Origin of the sequence: Leptospira hartskeerlii (assembly GCF_002811475.1) — a bacterium.
Taxonomy (GTDB): Bacteria; Spirochaetota; Leptospiria; order Leptospirales; family Leptospiraceae; genus Leptospira_B; species Leptospira_B hartskeerlii.
In genome coordinates this window covers 54699-74733 of sequence record NZ_NPDL01000007.1, presented here as the reverse complement: position 1 = coordinate 74733, position 20035 = coordinate 54699, and the positions used below count along the sequence as shown (strand labels likewise).

The following is a 20035-nucleotide window of genomic DNA, read 5'->3' as shown; positions in this document are numbered from 1 at the left end:
CTTGGACCTATGGAGAAAAAAGAAACCTTAGATTCCTCTCTCAAGGATATTGTATCCGTTTGTAAAAGAAGAGGATTTGTTTATCCCGGATCTGAAATTTACGGAGGACTTTCCAACACCTTCGACTATGGCCCTTACGGAGCCGAACTTCTCCATAACTTAAAAAGACTCTGGTGGAAACATTTTGTCCACTTGAGAGAAGACGTTGTCGGATTGGATTCTTCTATCCTTCTCAACCCGAAAGTATGGGAAGCATCCGGACACGTTTCTAATTTTAACGACCCACTCATTGATTGTAAAAATTGTAAAACTCGCATCAGAGCGGACAAATTTTTGGAAGACCAAAAAGGAGAAGGTGCCGCAACAGGATTGACCCTGGAAAAAATGAACGAGGTCATCAAGGCAGGAAATTTTGCCTGTCCGAATTGCGGTAATAGAGGTACATTCACTGAAGCAAGGGACTTCAATCTAATGTTCAAAACTTCTCATGGAGCTTCCGCAGAAGATTCACAAGATATTTATCTTCGTCCGGAAACCGCCCAAGGTATTTTTATCAATTTTAAGAACGTTATCTCCACCACCAGGAACAAGATCCCATTCGGTATCGCTCAAATTGGAAAATCATTCCGCAATGAGATCATGGCAAGACAGTTCGTATTCCGTACGAGAGAATTCGAACAAATGGAGATGGAATTCTTCTGCGAACCAGGCACCCAAAAAGAATGGTTCTCTCATTGGGTGGACTACTGTGTTAAATTTTTAACGGATCATCTGGGTTTAAAAAAAGAAAACCTGAAGATCAGAGAACATGAGAAGGAAGAACTTTCCTTTTATAGCGAAGCCACTTCCGACATAGAATACAAATATGGATTCGGATGGGGAGAACTTTGGGGAATCGCTTCCAGAACGGATTATGATCTTTCCCAACATGAAAAATTCTCCGGAGAAGATCTGAAATACCAAGACCAAGCTGCTAACAAAAAGTATATACCTTATGTGGTAGAACCTGCACTCGGCTTAAATCGTTTATTCTTAGCGGTTGTTTCTGACGCTTATGCAGAGGAAAAATTGCCGGATGGAGAAACAAGAACTGTTCTACGCTTTGCTCCTCAGGTCGCTCCTGTGAAGATAGGGATTTTTCCACTCATGAAAAAAGACGGACTTCCTGAACTCGCAAAATCGATTTATGCAAATCTATCTTCTTTAGGGAATTTAGAATACGATGAAGGCGGCGCTATCGGAAAAAGATACCGCAGACAAGATGAGATCGGAACTCCATATTGTATCACAGTGGATTATGATTCTTTGACGGACAAATCCGTTACTGTAAGAGAAAGAGATAGTATGTCTCAAGAAAGAGTTTCAATCGATTCTTTGAAGTCTTACTTTGCAAATAAAATCCTTTAATTCAAGGATTGTAGTTTCGAATATCGTCTCTACATTCTTGTCCGAGAATTAAAGGACTCGCTGGATTAAAATTATCGACCTTGGTGTCGCTTAAAGCCCAGAACATTCCACAAGTTTCATTCGTGCAATGATTTCCATGTTCCGTATCTTGGTGGGAAGAATATAACGGGATCCCGGCGTTCACGAGTCCAAGCGCATGCCCAAGCTCATGAGTCACAGTCATTTGCTCGGCCTTTTTTACCTTATCCGGTGAAATACCTGCAAACTGCTCTATCATATCTTTGAATACAAAGATCACCGGAGGCCCGATCCCTAAAGCTCCTGAAATTGTGACTGCAATCACGCCAGGCGCATCGGCCAACTGCCCTCTGATATAAACGATAAAGAAACTAGTAGATTGAAAATCGGAAGATTTCTTTCTGTATTTTGGCACCAGATCCAAGAGTTGGTTCACACTCCAAGTGGATCTGTTTTGGTTCGGGATCTCATTCATCTCGGAAAGGTCGCTAGGCACAGTGATCGAAACTGAATAACCTCTGTCTGCAAAAACGTCCTGCATATTGCTATCTGTCACATTCCAAACGCTGGTACCACCGATCGTATAATTCCCGGTAAAAGGTTCCGCATCCGTTTCATAAGCAACTTCCAAATCCAAAGATCTGACTGTGGAAAAATAAACGGAAGAACGATCCGGGTCCGTTAGAATGAGATAATCCAAAGTGATATATCCCAAAACTGCAGGTGGCAGTTCCGATTTACCATTTTCGCAATTGATAAATGAGAAGAAGGATAGAATTATAAGTGCTCGAAAGATCATTTTGCCTTCGTATTAATAACAACCGGAATCGTTTCTTTTTTTATTTATTTGCAAAAAGAAGAGAAACTTCTCTTCTCAACTATAAAAAATACTCCACAAACTCCGGTCATTTGCAAAGTTTTATTTTAATGTCTGAGAAACTTTTGGAGATACGACCAATCCTCCCCCAAAATAGGGAGGCTGCAATTGAATTAGTAAATCAATTTTTCAGAATGGTCAATAAACTCCCCTTAGATGGAATATTTAAGATCCGTCCTAGAGCCGCCGCTAAAATGGTGGACATCTACCTAAAACTCAGAGCCACAGACAAAGTATTATTTATCGGCGGATTTGTAGAAGAAGAACTTGTCTCTCTCCTAATCGCAAGAGTGGAAGAAAAACCATATCTTATTGAGGAGAAGAACTTATTCATAGACCTGGCTATTACCAAACAAGGTAAAAGAAAGTCCGGCTATATGAAACCTCTCGTAGAAGAAACGTTCCGATATGCAAAAGAAAAAGGTATCTTAGCTGTAGAATTAAGAGCAATTTCTGAGAACGAGGGCGCGGTTGAATTCTGGAAGAAAATGGGATTCGATCCGTTCTATGTGAGATTCAGGAAATCCGTGTAGGAACTCCAACATCGAACAAAGATCGCCCCCACCCTGCATTGGGATTGGGGGGAGTGGCCCGTGGGAAAGCGCTTTCTCTCTTATCACGAAATCCTACCTCAGTCAACAAAATCTTCTTCTTCAAATCCGTGTAGGAATTCCAACATCGATCCCTAAAATGAAAAAGGGATCCTTTCAGATCCCTTTTCTACTTTAGAATTTTAGAAAATTCTTATTGGAATAAGCGAAGCAATAATCCGCCGTGTTGTACGAAAAATTCCGCAAACACTAAGCTTGTGATCGCCATCAACTTAATCAAAATATTGATAGAAGGACCGGAAGTATCTTTTAAAGGATCTCCTACGGTATCACCTACAACTGCGGCCTTGTGTTGGTCTGAACCTTTTCCACCGGCAGCTTTTTCGATATATTTTTTAGCGTTGTCCCAGCCACCACCAGAGTTTGCAGAAGAGATTGCAAGAACCACACCTGCTACCAATGCTCCAGCTAAAACACCGGACAAAGATTTAATTCCGAATAAGTAACCTACTACGATCGGAGTTAAAAGAACTAAAAGTCCAGGAAGGATCATTTCTCTTAACGCCGCAGTGGTGGAAATATCCACACATCTTTTGTAATCAGGCTTTGCTTTTCCTTCCATGATCCCTGGGATCTCGCGGAATTGTTTTCTTACTTCTTCTACCATGTCTACAGCAGCTTTACCTACTGATTTCATAGTCATAGCAGTGAAAACGAATGGAAGCATAGCTCCGAAAAGTAATCCGCCGAAAACTTCCGCGTCTAGGATATCGAGACCAGTAGTTTTAGTTCTGGTAATGAATGCAGCAAACAATGCTAAGGAAGTAAGAGCAGCAGAACCGATCGCAAATCCTTTTCCGATAGCAGCAGTAGTATTACCGGCAGCATCTAAGGTATCCGTACGATTACGAACTTCTTTTCCGAGTTCCGCCATCTCAGCGATACCGCCCGCGTTATCCGAAACCGGACCGTAAGCGTCGATAGTCAATCCGATTGCAATAGTGGAAATCATTCCGAGAGCAGCAATTGCGATCCCATACATTCCCGCCAAAATATTAGCAGTAACGATCGTGATAACGAGAAGGATCACAGGAACCACAGAACTTTGATAACCTAAAGCAAGTCCGTAGATGATGTTTGTAGCAGCTCCAGTTTTAGAGGCATTCACCACTTCTCTTACAGGTTTATAAGAATGAGAAGTATAATACTCAGTGATCAAACCGATGAACATTCCCGAGAACAAACCTACAACCAATGAAATGAATACATTCCATTTACCGATTGTTTTGCCCGCGATCTCGAAAGAATCCACCATGTATTTATCAGTTACAAAATACATGATCACACCTACGATCAGAGTAGAAACCCAAAGTTGGATCTTTAGGACCTTCTCCACATTTCCTCCTTCTTTCACGGAAGCGATGAAGGAAGTTAAAAGAGAAGCTGGGATCCCGAAAGCGGAGATCAAAAGTGGATATAAAAGAGCGTCAGTATTTCCGGAAAGAGCAGTAGCAGTCGCACCGATCACAAGAGCGGCACAAGTAGCCTCAGCGCAGGAACCAAAAAGGTCAGCACCCATACCGGCAACGTCTCCCACGTTATCTCCCACGTTATCCGCGATAGTCGCAGGGTTTCTAGGATCATCCTCAGGGATTCCCTTTTCTACCTTACCAACCAGGTCGGCACCAACGTCGGCGGCTTTGGTGTAAATTCCTCCGCCCACTCTTCCGAAAAGAGCCACAGCGGAACCACCCAGACCGAAACCGGCCAGAGATTCCATAAGGAAAAGAGTTCCTACGTTTTGGAATAAATGAGTATAAAGCAGGAAAAGTCCGATCATTCCGGAAACTGCAAGACCAACCAACCCGAAACCCATTACCGCGCCAGAATCGAAAGCAACTCTGAAAGCCTTGGTCATGGAAGTTTTAGCAGCTTGCGCAGTACGAACGTTTCCGATGGTCGCGATCTTCATTCCGATAAAACCGGAAAGGCAGGAGATCAGGGCCCCTGACACGAAAGCAATCGCAGTAAACAACCCGTCGTTAAAATCCGGAGTTTCCGGATTGTCCAAAAGGAAGAAGATCAGAACTGCCATAAAGGCGATGAAGAGAGAAATGGTCTTATATTCTCTCACTAGAAAGGCCATAGCGCCTTCGGAGATTGCGGAAGAAATTTCGATCAATTTCTTGGATTCTGCATCCTTTCCGCCCTCAGTTCCGATTTGGATCCTGGTGACCTTCAATGCGTATACTACGGCGGTCAAAATAGCCAGGAAGGCAAAAGCCAGAATAATGGTTACCGAATTCATTCAGGGAAACCTCTTGTTTTTTTTTAAAATTTCCGATGGATTAAAAAGATGGGAACTGTGTTAGCCAAAGCTAAGGAGAAGACCACAGGGGGCTGCCACTGATGACACGTACACTTTCCATTTGGTTCTTTTTAGTTATTTGCACTATAAAATCGGTCCTGGCCTTGAGTTCAACCTTTTCTTGGGAAGAGCTGATCCAACAGGCAGGGGAAGAAGCGGCAAGAGGCAGATACCAACAAGCGTTAGAAAAATTACAGATCGCTGACGAAACAGGAGAGCCGAGAGACTTCCGTTACTATTGGATTTTAGGAAAATCCCAAAAAGGAAAGGGGGAAGAATTAGAAGCACTCAAAAGTTACGAAACAAGCCTTCGATTCAATCCGGACCAAACCAAATTATTGGAAGAAATGACGGATCTATATGATTCTCTCAGATTTCCGGACAAGGCGTTGAACACTGCTCGGGTATTATTATCCAGAGATCCTGAAAATAGAGATCTCAGATACAAGGCATTACTTTGGTCTTCTCGCATCGGAGATTTAGAATATTTTAAAGCAACTTTAAAAGAATTAGAATCTACCAATCCATACCTAGCGGAAGAACAAGCTCTATTGGATGAGATCTCAGGTTTTCAAAAAGCGGGAAAAATAGACGACTCTATCGCAAGATGTAAAAGATTCCTCCCCTACTTCCCCAGAAACAAAAACCTGCACAGGCTTTGTGTCTTATCCTATAAATCTAAAGATTCCAATTTATATGAAGAAGGACTACTCCAAAGAGCGAATATTTTTAGAGATGAACCGATCTTTCATCATATCTTAAGTATGGAATATCTGGACCAGAGAAGATTCATTGAATCTGCGGCATTAGCAAGAAGAGCGCTCCTACTTTCTCTCAGAAAAAATCTTTTTCCGGATAAGGACTATCTTCTTCCTTTAAGAAGATATTATATACAAATAGGATCAGACTCTGGGATCTTAGGAACGGAACTTTTAGAAGATATTATCCGCACCAAAAAAAGCCCGAGCTTAGAGGAATGGAACGTACTACTCAAACATTCTTCTTTCAGTTGGGAAGTATTGGTATTTGCGCTCAGATCCGTCGCTGAAACAGAACCAGAGGAATCTGCACTTATCATTTCCAAAGAATGGAAAGACATGTATAAGAATCTAAAAGTCGGGGAACTGGAGAAGGACCTTTCCAGATATGCGGGACCTTACAGCCTGGACAAAACTTTTCAATTCTATTTGGAAACCGGTTATTCTCTCTCGGAAATGGAATGAGTTTTCAAATAGAATCCTTGCCTCTCTAAACCCGGACATTTCTAATCATTTTCACATCAGGAAAGACGCATAACTTATATGAGAGCATTTATTTTTATCCCAGCGATCCTTCTACTTTTCTCAAATTGTATTATTAACTACACCGATTTTCCTAAAAGAGAATTGAAGGAATTAAAATCGGATCCCTCTATCCAAAAAGACCAAGATCGTATCCAATTTTTGATCAGCAGATTTCCAGGATTGAGCAGAAATGAACCTGAGGTCAGAAAAGCACTTTCCGAAAAAGGCTGGAAGGAAGTCGAAAATTATCCTCCTGAAAATGGATACTATATAGATATGAAATCTTCCCAAAAAGATCCATCTTTAACTGCGATGATCTTTTTGTATCTATCCTACGCTACTTTTACTATTCTTCCTTCTTATAGCGGAAAGGACGGAGCAAATATTATATTTACCGTATATAAGGATAATGTCGTCTGGAAAACTTTCGAATATGAAATCACCAGAAAAGCATTCGTATGGATACTTACTCTGCCTGTTCTGTGGTTAAACTATACATGTCCTACAGAGCTGGAAGCTTATCAGGCAGTGATAGATCAGTTCGAGTCCGATCTATATTCTTCCAAACTATAATTTAAAGTGCAGGAGCGTTAGGGTCCAAAAGATATTCAATCATCGCAAGTATCCTTTCCGGAGGCATAGGTCTAGTAAAATAATGATCGTTCCGAAAGGAAGGATAGACCAAGCTCCCAGGTTGGATAGTATCCGACAAAAGAATGATCCCATCATTCGGGCCGTAACTCATTAAGAAATTATAATACGGACGAGCCCGTTCCGTAACATGACGAAAAAGTGGAACTCCCACTAAATTGATCATTTTGATCCCAGAAGGAAGTTTCCAATCCCTATCCAAAGGTGCATCTTGCCCTTTTCTGATGGATAAAAATCCGGCCCAATCATAACCTTTGAAGAAAAAATAACTTCTAACTTCCAATTTGGTCCAAAAATCATTTAGGATCCCTTCTATCATTCTGGAACCTTTTAAGATCCCGCCAATACTATACCAACCCTTGACTTTCTTAAAATAAGGCTCGTTTCCACACCTTTCGATCGCCATTCTAAAATCGGATGAACCTTTGCTGGGAGAAGCAACAATTACAATTTCTTCCGGGTTAGAAACTTCTAAGTACTCGCAGATGATCTTTGCATTCTCACGCACATCACCAACCTGCCCGATCGGGATCAGATCGGAACGTATTCCGACAGAAGCGACCATCTTGCGAATAGAAGCCCCATCAGCTCCCACACTTGGATTGTCCGCATAGAACATTCCAGGCACCATCGCGAGCACTATCTTTTGGGAAGAAAAGTCGGGACGTTTCGCGGAGAATTCCTTTTCCTTCTTATCCAAATACTCTAAAAACTTTTTATTCTTTGGATCATTGATAATTCTATGATAAAAAATCGCAGCACCCTTATCAATATCCTCAGTCTCTTCCGAAACTTTTAAAAGATTTTCCTCAGTCAATTTATCTAGTGAGCTTAACTCAAGGTACGACTTCGAGGCCCAATCCAAGTATGCCTTTTCGTCCTCGCAAAGATTTTTGACACGATATGCAGGAGTATCGCAGGAAACTTTTTTCATTTCCGGACCTCCATCGGAAACCTTCAGATCTCCGTCTGCCCTTCCGCTACAAAAGTTAGAAAAAACGAATATAGAAAATAATAAAAATACTTTAGAACGCCAGCGGATCATATTTTGGGATTTCATCTAAGAAGGAAATACGAAGGGAGAAAATTTAGGAAATAGAAAAAAGGTCGCATAAAATTAAAATTTACGCGACCCTTAAAAACCGTTTCCCTGAACGATCCAAATGGATCAATTCGGAAACAATTCGATAGTTTTGTTCGTTATAAAACGAACTAAGAGATGATTAATCTCCGTAAGCTATCGTACAGTTGGAAACGTAAACGGATCCAAGAACGTTGGATCTGTTGAAATCAATGGATTTAACCACTTTGATCCCGCCTTTTTTAGCAGCAGCTTTAATACCTGCATCACCTGTAGCGATCAATGCTAAAATAGAAGATGCACAAGCTTCTCCTGATTTTTCACCGATTCCATCTTTTTGAGAGTTGTCTCTGTTGAAGATGGTCGCGTTGTCGGTTACGTTGGTGTATAAAGATCCGTAAACAATTGGAAGGCAATTGGATACAGAAACCAATACTAACGCAGCAGCTAATAACATGATTTTTCTCATCGAATCTATCTCCGTGACTATATTACTTTTTTGTTTATTTTCGCTTAGTTTTGCGTGATGTTTTTGATCCGAAAATTTTTCGGCAAGATATAAAAACATAAGAAAGGAACGTCATACCTTCTTTAAAAAATTTTCAAAGGTAAAAACTTAAGAGAGGATCATCTTTTTGAGAAGATTCGAGTCAAGATTTAAAAAAAGAAAAATAACAAAAAAACTACAGAAGTAGTATTCCAAATGGGTGACAAAAATCATGCAAAAAGTTTTATCCTAAGTTTCCGCAAATACGGACAGAGACTTCCAAAAATTTTTCCGATTATCCGCGATTTTGCGAGCAAACAAACCACAAAGCAAAAAATTCTTTCCAAAGAGAGAACTTTTCCGTTATCGCGAAGGTGAATATTGCGTTTTCTTTAATTCTGGTTGACATCTATTTCCGAAGGAATTTTATATTTTCCAACTAAAAAGGAAGGAGAGGTTCGTTTATGAAAAAAGAACTTCTATCGATAGGATTAGTCGGATTACTCTGCTTGTCCTCGGGAATTTCAGTCTCCGCCGCAGATTACGGTGTAGCCGGCTGTGGGCTTGGATCTCTGGTTTTTAAAGAGAACAAAGGCGGCCAACAAGTTTTAGCAGCCACTACCAACGGTACTTCGGCAAACCAAACTTTCGGTATCACCACCGGAACTTCAGGATGTGCTACCGACGGATTAGTCCATAAAGAAAAAATGCAGGAAGTATTCGTTTCTCTTAACTTCAATTCTTTGGAAACAGAAATGGCCCAAGGAAGAGGAGAGAAGTTAGAAGCACTTTCAGGACTTCTAGGCTGTTCCACAAACGGAATCGCTCAATTGGGAGAATACACTAAATCCAATTACGATGTATTGTATACCCAAGAGACCACTCCTTCTTCTTTACTCAGCGCGGTAAAAGACGGGATCAGAAAAGACTCAGCACTTTCTAAGAGCTGTAAAATTTAAGGAGATAACTCATGAAAAGAATATTAGCAGTATCTCTATTTCTCGCTTTAGTAGCTTCTCCACTTTACGTAGCTTCCGCTAAACACGGCGCTGCAGGATGTGGTTTAGGTTCCATCGTGATCTCCGAGAACAAAAAAGTTCACCAAGTGATCGCGGCTACCGTAAACGGAACTCTTGGAAACCAGACTTTCGGGATTTCCACAGGGACTTTAGGATGTGAAACCAGCGGTTTTACCCAAAAACAAGTCGAGCAACAGATCTTTGTTCACATGAACTTCCAATCTTTGGAGCAAGAATTTGCTAAAGGTTCCGGTGAAAAAATGGAAGCTTTCGCTTCTTTGATGGGCTGTTCCGATATGGGAACTTTCGGAAAAGTAGGAAAAGAAAAATTCTCCGCACTTTTCGACCAAAATACTCCGGATTCCTTTTTGGAAAAAATGAGATTCGAAGTAGCAACCAACTCCGCTTTAGTCGGAAGTTGCAAAATCTGATCGATATACACCTTTTAATTAAGGTTAATTCCCTTCTCCTTTCGGAGAAGGGAATATTCCTCCAATCTAAAACTTTAAGTGCTAGTTAGGCTCCATTCTTTTTTTATAATATTCTTTCTATTCTCTATCTTCGGGACTTTTAGCTCTGCCTATGCAACGAGTACGGAAAAGATCCAGGAATACCAAAAGTTGGCCGAGACCAAAAAACTTTGGGAAGATAGATACTGGATCCTTCTATTACATTATACTAAGACCACATTCGGGAACTGGGTGAGCGAAGCGGACTCTCCTTCTTTTTTTCTTTCCGGAGAAGGAAGACAAAATCCGCAAGAAGAGCTTCTTTCCTCAATCGGAGCTTTTATGACGGACATCTCCCCTCCTCCCGAGGATAAAAATTGGATGCATCCTGCATGTAAATTTCCGGAAAGAAAAAGATGGATCCAAGAAAAACTTTCCATTCCGGATGCCGATTTTGCAAAAGTAGATTGTTCAAGATTCGAGAAATGGTTCTCAACTTTGGACCCGAAGGGTGCGAAGATCATATTCGCTTCTTATTATATGAATGCTCCTGCTTCTATCTTTGGTCATACTCTTTTAAAATTGGACTCAGGAGATCCAAATCGAAAAGAAATTTTAGAATATTCCGTAAACTATGCGGCTAACGCAGATCCTGAGTCTACGAATGCAATTGTGTATTCCATATTTGGCTTGTTCGGCGGATATCCCGGAACATTCTCCTTATTTCCTTATTATGTTAAAATTGCAGAATATAACGATATGGAAAGTAGAGATCTTTGGGAATATGAACTGGATCTAAAAGAGGAAGAAGTCAGAAGAATGACAAGACATCTCTGGGAATTAGGTACCGCTACGTTCGATTATTATTTCCTAGACGAGAATTGTTCTTATCATCTATTTTCTTTGATAGAAGTAGCAAGGCCTAGTCTTCATCTCAGGAACAAAGCTCCGTTTGTGATCCCTGGAGATACTGTTAAAAAATATATAGAACAGGCTGGTCTTGTAAAGGATATCAAATATAGGCCTTCTCTACATAGTAAAATTATACAAAAACTCAGAAAGATGAACGAGGATGAAATAGATCTTTATAAAAATGTAATGAAGGATGGGAATATCTCTCTTTTGACAAATAAAGAACCTGATCCTAAGATCAGAAAGTCTTTTCTTTCAGATACTATCTTGGATTCATTTCGTTATAAAAAAGCGGAAGGTGATTCTCCTAAAGAATGGGACCAGACCTACAAACAATTACTCTTGTTCAGAAGTAAACTTCCGACAGACTATGAGGATTCCGGATATTCTCCGATTACACAAAGTCCTCATGTGGGCCACGGCAGTTCCGCATTGTATAACGAAGTCGGAACGTCTAACTTAGGAAATTTTATAGGCTTCGGTTATAGGGCGGCGGTTCACGATCTTTTGAATACGGACCAGGGTTATATTCCGAATTCCTCCGTGGATTATTTTTCTCTCAAGGCAAGATATTACCAAGATTCAAAAAAACTACATCTGGAAGAGTTCCATATAATTCGAATGCTTTCCCTAACTCCTTATAATTCTTTGGGTCGTTCCGTTTCTTATTTTGTGGATTCTGGAGCGGATTCTTCCGTGTATGAAAAAAAAGGGAACAAAGAAGACAGAAAACTATTGGAATGGCAGGCCCTACTCCGACCTGAAGATCTATCTTATACTCTTTATAGATTGGATGATGTTTCTAAATCGGAAAAATATGAAAGAGTCACAAATGCAAACGTAGAAACCACTTTCGGTTATAGTTTTCAGGACCAATTTTCAGATGGACCGAAACGTTTTTTATTTTCCGCTCAGGCAGGAGCAAAAGTAAGATATAACGGTAAATATGATACGAATGCAGTTGTGGCTCCTCAGATCGCGGCTTATTGGATCGCCAATTTCGATTCTTTTAAAGCGGTGCTATCTTTGCATTATTATACTTTTTCAGTCTATGGGATCCCGGACGATTATAAGGCACAATTAGGATTTCGTTATGCGATCCATGCCAATCACGAATTGAGATTAGAGGCAAAAGCCCAAAGGAATTATAATGAAGCCAGCTTCTCTTACGTATATCAATTTTAAATATATATTATATTCTATTTTTCTTTTTCTTATGTTAGGAAACTGCTCTTCCATGCTATTTCATCCAACAAGAGAAATGTATATTCCTCCTGAAAAAATGGGATTCCAGCCAGAAAAAATCTCCCTCCAAATGAAAGACGGTACAAATATTAAGCTTTGGATCTTCAAGCCTTCTAAGGTGAAAGCTAAGGCGAGTATTCTTCAGTTCCATGGGAACGGGGACAATATGTCCAGCCATTATATCACCCTTGTTTGGCTGGTCGAAAATGGTTACGAATTAGTGATCTGGGATTATAGAGGTTATGGAGATTCGGAAGGAGAAGCGGAGAAGGAACCTATATTAGAAGATTCTAAAGAAGTCCTAAAATTCCAGCAGAATAGAGCGAAAGAACTGGGAATTCCTTGGATTGTTTACGGGCAAAGTATGGGCGGAGCACTCGCGATAAGAGCCGTAGGAGAAATGCAAAACAAAGAAGGACTACTCTTGGTTGTTGGAGATGGAACTTTTGCGTATTATTCTCACGTAGCGAAAACAGTGGCAGAGAAAGTATTTTTCTTTCCGATAGGACAGTTAGTTGGATTCTTTTTCTCAGATCATTTAAGTCCCGGCGAAGTAGTGGATCAAATTTCTCCTGTAAAACTTTTAATAGTTCATGGAACAGAAGACCAGATCGTCTCCTATCCGAATGGTATGGAACTTTTTCAGAAAGCAAAAGATCCTAAAATTTTCTGGGAAGTTAAAGGAGGAGGACATGTGGACTGGATGGAAATGGGAAGATCCAAAGGTGCCAGAAATTTCCTAAAATTTCTGGATGAGATAATCTCTCATTGGACTCCTTAGTTTTCAGAAGGTGTCCAATACATTCTTTTACCTTCTAATAAATATCTAAGAGCATCTTCGGGTTTTGGTTCTTGGATGAATAGATCAGGCAAAGTGAAGGTCCCAGTATTAAAAAGTTCGATCGATAAGAAAATGATCTTACCTTCTTTCGCAAAAAATACTTTTTCGAAATCTCTACATTTCAGCGCATAAAATCCGGAAGCCAATTCCAAGATTTTATATTCTCCCGAATCCAATCCAAAGTTTTGGAATAATGTACGATTCCCTTCTTTGAAAGATCCGGGATATTTATATAATTCTACAGCGAAGGAAAATAAGGACTGAGCCTCTCTTTGTGGTCTAAGCACATACAATAATGCCTTATCTTCTTTTACTTTTCTTAGTTGGTCGAATCTTTGGGTGCTCGCGCAAGACACCAAGCCTGAAACCAGGAAAATACTAAATAAGAAGGTTCTAAAGTGGACAATGTCCTGAAAAAATCTGGTAGCTCCTTGGGCTCTCCGGTTAAAATTGACCTTAATTCGAGGATTTTTCATGAAAATTGAGTTCACACCCGAGCAGTACGAAACCTTACTAAAATCCATCGCGATCTCCAGTTGGATGATCAATGCTTTTAATGAAGGTGACGAGGAATTAAATTCCTACGCCGAACTCGAGCAATACATACTTTCCTTTGCAAAAGATTTTGGGAAGCAGGAATTCGTGGACTATGATGCCGCGGATAATGTGTATTTCCCTACACGCAAATTCGAAGACCAAACGGATATATTCGATATCATTTCAGATTACGATAATGAATTATTCTGGGACGAGCTGATCCACAGAATGGCCAGAAGAGATTTCCTCCAAGAGTATGGAGAAACAGGCGTGGCTTCTATGGCAATCGAAGAAAGGATCGAAAAAGAAGCTCCTTATATCAGCAAATACGAAGAGATATTTACCAACCAAGGCCTGGAGAATATAGACATTCGTCCTTAATCCATGTTTGACCAGGAACCTTTCGGAGTTTTAGAAATTGAAAACCTTCTACCCAACCTAAGAGGAGAAGGTACATTAGGAAAAAGAAAAATAGAAATCCCTTATTCTCTTCCTGGAGACGTATACGATGTATACAAATTCGGAAAAAGAAAGGTCTTCTATAAATGGAATCCTACTCATTTAGAACAAAGATCCTCTTCTCCCAGATGCCCAAGTTTTGGAGAATGTGGTGGATGCTCAGGCCAACACCTACCCTATCCTGACCAATTCAAATTAACTTCCGGGCCTATCTTAAAAGGATTAGAAAATTTTAATCCGATAAACAAAGGCTTATCTCCAGCAGAGTCTCCTTACTCTTACCGGAATCGTATGGACTTTGCCGTTTTTCCAGGACGGGTCGTTGGTTTAAGAATGTCCGGAAATTTCAGAAGGATTGTGCCAATAGGAAACTGTTCCATCCAAACAGATTGGGCAAATTCTGAAATGCCTCTTTTCCAAAAACTTTTAGAATGTTTTCCTGAATTGGAATATGACCGCAAAAAAGAGACCGGTTATCTGAAATATCTGACTCTTCGCAAATCAGTGTTTAACGATGACTCAATGAGTATTCTTACATTCACGGAAGATTTCAAGAACGAAGATCTGATGGGTCAAGTTGCAGAAAAAGCAAAAGAGTTACTAAGCGCCAAGAACATAGTATTCTGTTTTAATCGCAAAAAGGGAGAAATTTCCGCATCGGGAGAAGCGATTGCGATCCGAGGAAACGTTTATCTAATAGAAGAGGTCTGGGGCAAAAAATTCAAAATTCCTTTTGATGGATTCTTCCAACCGAATCCAAAAGAGTTTATTAAAATTTTAGAATTTATTAGATCTAAAATTAAACCTGCAGAGAATCTTGCAGATCTTTTCTGCGGGAGCGGTTTTTTTTCCATTCTATTCGGAGAAAAATTCTCTAGGATCTTGGGGATTGATATCGTATCTTCTTCCGTATCAGCTGGCGAGGAGTTCCTACAAGATATTTTCCCGGATAAAAAGATAGAATTCCTGGCGTTCGATCTATTCCACAAAAAAGGACTGGAGAAAATGTCCTCTGCAAATCTTCCTTGGAAGGATTCGGTAGTGATCGCGGATCCTCCCAGAAGCGGCCTTTCTCCTGAATTATGTACTTTCTTAAATTCTAACCCTGTTTCCCAGCTGATCTATATTTCCTGTAATCCTGAAAATCTACTGAGGGACGCCCACATTCTGGAAGAATCCTACCAAATGGAGGAGTTCCTACTTTGCGATCCATTCCCTCAGACTCCTCATTTGGAGGCAGTATCCATCTTCTCCCCTAAAAATCGCTGAAGGGAATCCGATTTTCATTCGATAGTAAGTACCAAAGGTATACGAAACCGACAGGTGCCTATGAAACGACTTTCTATCATCATTTTATCATTCTTAATTTTGGCGGTCTGGGGCTGTAATACAGTCATCATTCGTCCTTGGAATTCTCCGAACGCTCTTAAAACTTCCGAAAAGATCCGAGTCTTTTTAGGAAAGGCTGAATCCGATCTGATGATCAAAGCAGACGGTGTGATTTTCGTATACGATGTGAACGATCTTCTGATCAAACGTGCTTACGATGCGGTTTCTTTGGACGCTAAAAAATTGAAAGCACCCATCCGTTTCGTAGCGGACAATCCCGGTTTGGAATATAAAGGAAGAAAGTTCAGAGGAGAAATTTTACTCCAACCAGATAAGAATGGTAACGTTCTACTCATTAACAGAGTTCCTCTAGAAGAATATTTATATTCTGTCGTTCCATCTGAAGTTCCTGCAGGTTGGCCAACCGAAGCTTTAAAAGCGCAAGCGATCTGTTCTAGAACATATGCGATCAGAGAGATATTAAATAAAAAAGATACCGCTTACGACGTAGAATCCACTGTGAATTCACAAGCTTACTCAGGTATGGCGAAAGAAAATCCAAGAACTACCCAAGCCGTTCGTGATACGGAAGGAGTTCTTGCAGTTTATGAAGATGATCCGATTCATATGTTCTTTCATTCCAATAGCGGAGGAAGAACTGAAACTCCGGACCAAATTTGGGGAGGCAAAAGACTTCCGTATTTAGAATCTGTTGCTTCCAGATTCGATGAGGCCGGCGACAATTTCGTTTGGAAAGAAATTTTAAACCAAGACAAAATGGACCAGACCCTTTCTTCCTTAGGTGTCGGTTCTATTCAATCCGTCCAAGTGCTTTCTAGAACTCCTTCCGGTAGAGTCGATCTTTTGGAAGTGATCGGTAAACAAGGCACTTCTAAAATTAAAGGAAAAGAATTCCGCAATTTACTTGGAACTTCCGTGAAGTCTCTTCGTTTCGGTATCAAAAGAGAAAGTGAAGGATTTTTGATCAAGGGTATGGGCGCAGGTCACGGTGTGGGCTTAAGCCAATGGGGAAGTTTTGGTATGGCGAAGCAGAATTTTACTTATGCGGAGATCATTCGTCATTATTACCAAGGGATTGAATTCGCTAGGATTACCCGTTAATATTTTTTCGCACAGAGAACACGAGATCGCAGAGTTGTTTGCTCCCAAACTTATCTTTACTCTATAAAACTATTATATTATCTAATTATATCTCCGTGTTCTCTGTGAGCTCTGTGTGAAAATCATACTTCTTTTCCTTGCGTGATCTCCTAGAGGATGCAAAATAGGATCATGTCGAATCCGACAAACAAGATCCTAATCCGAAATTTAACCAAGTCCTATATAAACGGAAAACAAAACGTCCCGGTCCTAAAAGGGATCAACCTAGATGTTGCCGATACTTTCTTAACGTTGATGGGCCCATCCGGTTCCGGTAAATCCACATTTTTGAATATTCTCTCTGGGATTGACCAAGCAGATTCCGGAGAAGTTTGGATCGGCGGTAAAAATCTAAGTAACTTTACGGAACAAGAACTTACAGAATATCGCAGGAACGAAACCGGGATCATTTTTCAATTCTTTCACCTTCTTCCTTATTTAAGCGCATTGGAAAATGTGGCTTTACCTCTTTATATCTCAGGCTTGGGAAAATCCAAAGCAAGAGAGATCGCAAAAGAAGCATTGGAGAAAGTGGATCTTACCCATAGATTCAAACATAAACCGGACGAACTTTCCGGTGGAGAACAACAGAGGGTAGCGATCGCAAGAGCACTCGCAAAACGCCCGAGCATTGTTTTGGCGGATGAGCCTACAGGGAATTTAGATACTTACCACGCTCATAAAATTTTAGAACTTCTATTAGAGCTGCAAGAGAAGGAAAAATTTTCTTTGTTCATTGTAACTCACGATAGAGAGATCGGAGAAAAAGGAAAGATCCGACTCAAGATGAAGGACGGATTGATCTTGCCGGAACAAAATCCTGCCTTGGGTCTTGTATGAATTTATACTTTTTATTCTTATACGAATATTTTAAGACACATCTTCCCAGATTCATATTCGCACTTTTAGGAATTTCCTTGGGTGTAGGTCTATTTCTCTCCACTACTAGTAATGCACACAAGGCGGAAAGATCACTTATCGATTTTTCTATGGGATACTTAAAGGGAGATTTTAATTTAAAAGTTTCTCCGAGTAGACCCGGACAAAGTTTGGATTGGCAAATTCTTTCCGAGATACATTCCCATCCGGATCTTAGGGATATTTCCGCAGTCAGACCCAGGATCCAACAAGAAGGGATTTCATCGGACAACCTCAGGGTTCTCTATATGGGAATGGATCTAACCAAAGAATATCTGGGGATCCCTTTAAAAGAAGACATAGATTCAGACACATCCGGTCCATTAGAAAAAACATATGTATCCAAGTCATTAGCGGAAAAATTCAGAGGTGCTCCATTCACACTGTTGCTAAACGGAAAAAACTGGGAGTTTAAAGATTATATCCCGGTGGATATGGAAGGTGGTTTTTTGATCATAGAAGATATTTCTTTGATACAAGAAAAATTCTCCGATATAAGCGGAGCAGATTATCTTCTTTTAAAATCTTCGAATCCTGATCTTTCTCAAACAAAAGAAAATTTACAAAAGATCTTAGGTGCTAACGTCAAAATTGAAACTTCAGAAGAGATCCAGGAAAAATCCGCAAACGCTCTTCGTTCTTTTCAATTAAATCTTCTTATCATTTCTTTCATCTCACTTCTGATCGCATTCTTTATGGTTTCTAATACTATGACCGGCTTGTATTTAAGTAGAGAAAGAGAATTGGGAATCTTAAGAACGTTAGGATTGGATGTAAAATCTTCTATTTTTCTTTTTTTAAGCCAATCAGTTCTGTTAGGAAGTATTGGTACAGTTTTAGGGATCATATTCGGTATATTCTTTTCCAATTTGGATTTTTTCCGCCCTGAATCCGGACTCGTAGATAAAAATCTATTATCAACTTATAGTTCTATTTCTCTTTTTGACTTAGGTCTTGCTGCGGGCCTTGGGATCCTGGGTTCAGTTATTTCCTCCGTATATCCTGCGATCCGAGCAGGAAAGGTCCCTCCCCTTTCTATCCTGAGAGATTCTCAGAAAGAAAAAAGACAGATCCCGAATTCAAGACTGGCGATCTATGGTGGGATCATATTTTTCGCCTCTTTAGGAATTTCTAATCTTCCTTCTCCTTGGAAACTTCCTCTACCAGGTTTACTTGGTGTTGGCGGTGTAACGATTGGGATCACATTCGCTTTTCCTTATTTACTTTCCTTATTCAGTTCGGCTGTTTCTAAAATTTTAGACAGAAGTGATAAAAGTTTTCCTTTTTTCAGAATAGGTTTGGAAGAATTAAAAGAAAATCCAGGAAGGAATACTTTGACGGCAGCAACCGTGATGCTTGCGGTGTCTTTGGTTTTATGCCTCACCATTCTGACGGACAGTTATAAAAAATCTCTAAACGATTGGGTGGATTCGGAATATCCTTCCGATTTTACGATCATCAATGATCGATTCTTTCATTCAGGTATACATGGTGGAGTTCCTAAAGATCTTCCGGAAAAGATCAGAGAATTAGGCGTAAGTTCTTATCTGGACGGATTTTTAGTGAATACTTCTTTTGAAACGGATAAAGGAAATTTTATCATTCACGCTTACGATTTTTCGGTATATCAGGACAAACCCGAAAGAATAGAGAATGAAGTAAAAGAAGAAACGGATGTTTTAATTTCTTCCAATATGGCCCATTTGAAAAATCTGAAAGTGGGAGATGTATTGGTTTCCCAAACTCCTTTCGGTAAAAAGAATTTTCATATCAAAGGGATCAAAGAACATTTCTTCTCGGAAAAAGGAACGGTGATGATGGATATCCGTTCTTATGAAAAAAACTTCGAATTTAAGACCATAAACTCTATTAAACTTTTCTTAAAAAAGGAATATTCCGATGCCTCGGGTATTGAATATTCCAAAAAGAAAATTATGGATTTTCTAAAATCTAATGCTGAATATAAAGATTTGATCTTACTCGATTCGGCGCAACTGAGAGAAATTTATTTATATGAGATCAATAAAGTATTCAGAGTTTTAGATTCTCTCAAGGCGACTGCAATTTTGATCTCAGTCATTTCTCTACTTTCTTCGTTAGTCCATACATTGTATGATAAACGTAGGATCTTGGGTCTTCTAAAATATTTGGGAGCTTCTCAGGGCCAGCTTGGAATTATCCTCAAAACCGAGTCGGTTTATCTGACAGGATTCGGAGCGTTCTTCGGGATTATTTCCTCTCTCATCATGTCTCCAATCATTCTTTACGTAGTGAATAAGAACGCGTTCGGCTGGACCCTAACCTTCTCCTTCTTGCCAGAAACCCCGATCCTTATCCTAATTTTTGCACCGATCTTAGGTTGGATTTCCGCAATTTATCCTCTGCGTTTATTGAGAAAAATGAGCTTCCAGCTCAGTCCGGAATGAGGAAAACTATCTTGAT

General features: G+C 40.0%; 18 protein-coding genes. 13 read left to right on the top strand and 5 right to left on the bottom strand.

Annotation, left to right across the window (positions count from 1 at the left end):
* Positions 1 to 9 precede the first annotated feature (9 nt).
* On the top strand, positions 10 to 1407 hold the full coding sequence (locus CH352_RS13585) for a glycine--tRNA ligase (protein ID WP_100707749.1): 1398 nt from the start codon (positions 10 to 12) through the stop codon (positions 1405 to 1407).
* Position 1408: 1 nt separating this feature from the next.
* On the opposite strand, the gene CH352_RS13580 is transcribed toward CH352_RS13585, so the two are convergent.
* Positions 1409 to 2224, bottom strand: coding sequence for a hypothetical protein (locus CH352_RS13580; RefSeq protein WP_100707750.1), 816 nt, complete (start codon positions 2222 to 2224; stop codon positions 1409 to 1411).
* A 128-nt stretch (positions 2225 to 2352) separates the two neighbouring features.
* On the opposite strand from CH352_RS13580, the gene CH352_RS13575 reads away from it, so the two are divergent.
* Positions 2353 to 2835, top strand: a complete 483-nt coding sequence (locus CH352_RS13575) for a GNAT family N-acetyltransferase (protein ID WP_165780198.1) — start codon at positions 2353 to 2355, stop codon at positions 2833 to 2835.
* Positions 2836 to 3046: 211 nt separating this feature from the next.
* On the opposite strand, the gene CH352_RS13570 is transcribed toward CH352_RS13575, so the two are convergent.
* On the bottom strand, positions 3047 to 5161 hold the full coding sequence (locus CH352_RS13570) for a sodium-translocating pyrophosphatase (protein ID WP_100707752.1): 2115 nt from the start codon (positions 5159 to 5161) through the stop codon (positions 3047 to 3049).
* A gap of 101 nt (positions 5162 to 5262) precedes the next feature.
* Here CH352_RS13570 and CH352_RS13565 point away from each other — a divergent pair, with 101 nt between their 5' ends.
* Positions 5263 to 6444 carry a hypothetical protein gene (locus CH352_RS13565; RefSeq protein ID WP_100707753.1) on the top strand — a complete coding sequence of 394 codons (1182 nt, stop codon included), beginning with the start codon at positions 5263 to 5265 and terminating at the stop codon, positions 6442 to 6444.
* Between the two features lie 78 nt (positions 6445 to 6522).
* A complete protein-coding gene (locus CH352_RS13560) occupies positions 6523 to 7077 on the top strand; it encodes a hypothetical protein (RefSeq protein ID WP_100707754.1) in 555 nt (184 codons plus the stop codon).
* Position 7078: 1 nt separating this feature from the next.
* Here the strand turns inward: CH352_RS13560 and CH352_RS13555 are convergent, their stop codons facing one another.
* Complete coding sequence (locus tag CH352_RS13555; RefSeq protein WP_207766714.1) at positions 7079 to 8215, bottom strand: hypothetical protein; 1137 nt, start codon at positions 8213 to 8215, stop codon at positions 7079 to 7081.
* 163 nt (positions 8216 to 8378) lie between these two features.
* Positions 8379 to 8804, bottom strand: coding sequence for a TRL domain-containing protein (locus tag CH352_RS13550; RefSeq protein WP_243396406.1), 426 nt, complete (start codon positions 8802 to 8804; stop codon positions 8379 to 8381).
* 383 nt (positions 8805 to 9187) lie between these two features.
* Between CH352_RS13550 and CH352_RS13545 the strand changes: the two genes are divergently transcribed.
* The 4 genes from CH352_RS13545 to CH352_RS13530 all read left to right on the top strand — a co-directional run bounded on the left by CH352_RS13545 (position 9188) and on the right by CH352_RS13530 (position 13129).
* Positions 9188 to 9682 (top strand): DUF3015 domain-containing protein, encoded by a 495-nt coding sequence (locus CH352_RS13545; RefSeq protein WP_100707756.1) that lies wholly within the window; start codon positions 9188 to 9190, stop codon positions 9680 to 9682.
* An 11-nt stretch (positions 9683 to 9693) separates the two neighbouring features.
* Entirely contained in the window at positions 9694 to 10173 is a 480-nt protein-coding gene (locus CH352_RS13540) for a DUF3015 family protein (RefSeq protein ID WP_100707757.1), read from the top strand.
* A gap of 189 nt (positions 10174 to 10362) precedes the next feature.
* Positions 10363 to 12288 carry an Lnb N-terminal periplasmic domain-containing protein gene (locus tag CH352_RS13535; RefSeq protein WP_243396408.1) on the top strand — a complete coding sequence of 642 codons (1926 nt, stop codon included), beginning with the start codon at positions 10363 to 10365 and terminating at the stop codon, positions 12286 to 12288.
* The gene (locus tag CH352_RS13530) at positions 12254 to 13129 is read left to right on the top strand and encodes an alpha/beta hydrolase (RefSeq protein WP_100707759.1); all 876 of its coding nucleotides are present in this window, start codon (positions 12254 to 12256) and stop codon (positions 13127 to 13129) included. The genes CH352_RS13535 and CH352_RS13530 overlap by 35 nt, the downstream gene beginning before the upstream one ends.
* On the opposite strand, the gene CH352_RS13525 is transcribed toward CH352_RS13530, so the two are convergent.
* Positions 13126 to 13665 (bottom strand): hypothetical protein, encoded by a 540-nt coding sequence (locus CH352_RS13525; protein ID WP_100707760.1) that lies wholly within the window; start codon positions 13663 to 13665, stop codon positions 13126 to 13128. The two genes, CH352_RS13530 and CH352_RS13525, sit on opposite strands and share 4 nt — an antisense overlap.
* On the opposite strand from CH352_RS13525, the gene CH352_RS13520 reads away from it, so the two are divergent.
* The 5 genes from CH352_RS13520 (at position 13664) to CH352_RS13500 (ending at position 20019) form a co-directional block, all read left to right on the top strand.
* The gene (locus CH352_RS13520; protein ID WP_100707761.1) at positions 13664 to 14107 is read left to right on the top strand and encodes a hypothetical protein; all 444 of its coding nucleotides are present in this window, start codon (positions 13664 to 13666) and stop codon (positions 14105 to 14107) included. The two genes, CH352_RS13525 and CH352_RS13520, sit on opposite strands and share 2 nt — an antisense overlap.
* A 3-nt stretch (positions 14108 to 14110) precedes the next feature.
* Positions 14111 to 15454: a class I SAM-dependent RNA methyltransferase gene (locus CH352_RS13515; protein WP_100707762.1), complete on the top strand. Its 1344-nt coding sequence runs from the start codon at positions 14111 to 14113 to the stop codon at positions 15452 to 15454.
* Positions 15455 to 15514: 60 nt separating this feature from the next.
* A complete protein-coding gene (locus CH352_RS13510) occupies positions 15515 to 16636 on the top strand; it encodes a SpoIID/LytB domain-containing protein (RefSeq protein ID WP_100707763.1) in 1122 nt (373 codons plus the stop codon).
* 171 nt (positions 16637 to 16807) lie between these two features.
* Positions 16808 to 17515, top strand: a complete 708-nt coding sequence (locus CH352_RS13505) for an ABC transporter ATP-binding protein (protein ID WP_100707764.1) — start codon at positions 16808 to 16810, stop codon at positions 17513 to 17515.
* Complete coding sequence (locus CH352_RS13500) at positions 17512 to 20019, top strand: FtsX-like permease family protein (protein ID WP_100707765.1); 2508 nt, start codon at positions 17512 to 17514, stop codon at positions 20017 to 20019. Before CH352_RS13505 ends, CH352_RS13500 begins: the two co-directional genes overlap by 4 nt.
* The last annotated feature ends 16 nt before the right edge of the window (positions 20020 to 20035 follow it).

Bases quoted from the DNA above. Each gene is read 5' to 3' on its own strand.
- CH352_RS13585 (WP_100707749.1), top strand. From the start codon at position 10: ATGGAGAAAAAAGAAACCTTAGATTCCTCTCTCAAGGATATTGTATCC.
- CH352_RS13580 (WP_100707750.1), bottom strand. From the start codon at position 2,224: ATGATCTTTCGAGCACTTATAATTCTATCCTTCTTCTCATTTATCAAT.
- CH352_RS13575 (WP_165780198.1), top strand. From the start codon at position 2,353: ATGTCTGAGAAACTTTTGGAGATACGACCAATCCTCCCCCAAAATAGG.
- CH352_RS13570 (WP_100707752.1), bottom strand. From the start codon at position 5,161: ATGAATTCGGTAACCATTATTCTGGCTTTTGCCTTCCTGGCTATTTTG.
- CH352_RS13565 (WP_100707753.1), top strand. From the start codon at position 5,263: ATGACACGTACACTTTCCATTTGGTTCTTTTTAGTTATTTGCACTATA.
- CH352_RS13560 (WP_100707754.1), top strand. From the start codon at position 6,523: ATGAGAGCATTTATTTTTATCCCAGCGATCCTTCTACTTTTCTCAAAT.
- CH352_RS13555 (WP_207766714.1), bottom strand. From the start codon at position 8,215: ATGAAATCCCAAAATATGATCCGCTGGCGTTCTAAAGTATTTTTATTA.
- CH352_RS13550 (WP_243396406.1), bottom strand. From the start codon at position 8,804: ATGTTTTTATATCTTGCCGAAAAATTTTCGGATCAAAAACATCACGCA.
- CH352_RS13545 (WP_100707756.1), top strand. From the start codon at position 9,188: ATGAAAAAAGAACTTCTATCGATAGGATTAGTCGGATTACTCTGCTTG.
- CH352_RS13540 (WP_100707757.1), top strand. From the start codon at position 9,694: ATGAAAAGAATATTAGCAGTATCTCTATTTCTCGCTTTAGTAGCTTCT.
- CH352_RS13530 (WP_100707759.1), top strand. From the start codon at position 12,254: ATGAAGCCAGCTTCTCTTACGTATATCAATTTTAAATATATATTATAT.
- CH352_RS13520 (WP_100707761.1), top strand. From the start codon at position 13,664: ATGAAAATTGAGTTCACACCCGAGCAGTACGAAACCTTACTAAAATCC.
- CH352_RS13525 (WP_100707760.1), bottom strand. From the start codon at position 13,665: ATGAAAAATCCTCGAATTAAGGTCAATTTTAACCGGAGAGCCCAAGGA.
- CH352_RS13515 (WP_100707762.1), top strand. From the start codon at position 14,111: ATGTTTGACCAGGAACCTTTCGGAGTTTTAGAAATTGAAAACCTTCTA.
- CH352_RS13510 (WP_100707763.1), top strand. From the start codon at position 15,515: ATGAAACGACTTTCTATCATCATTTTATCATTCTTAATTTTGGCGGTC.
- CH352_RS13505 (WP_100707764.1), top strand. From the start codon at position 16,808: ATGTCGAATCCGACAAACAAGATCCTAATCCGAAATTTAACCAAGTCC.
- CH352_RS13500 (WP_100707765.1), top strand. From the start codon at position 17,512: ATGAATTTATACTTTTTATTCTTATACGAATATTTTAAGACACATCTT.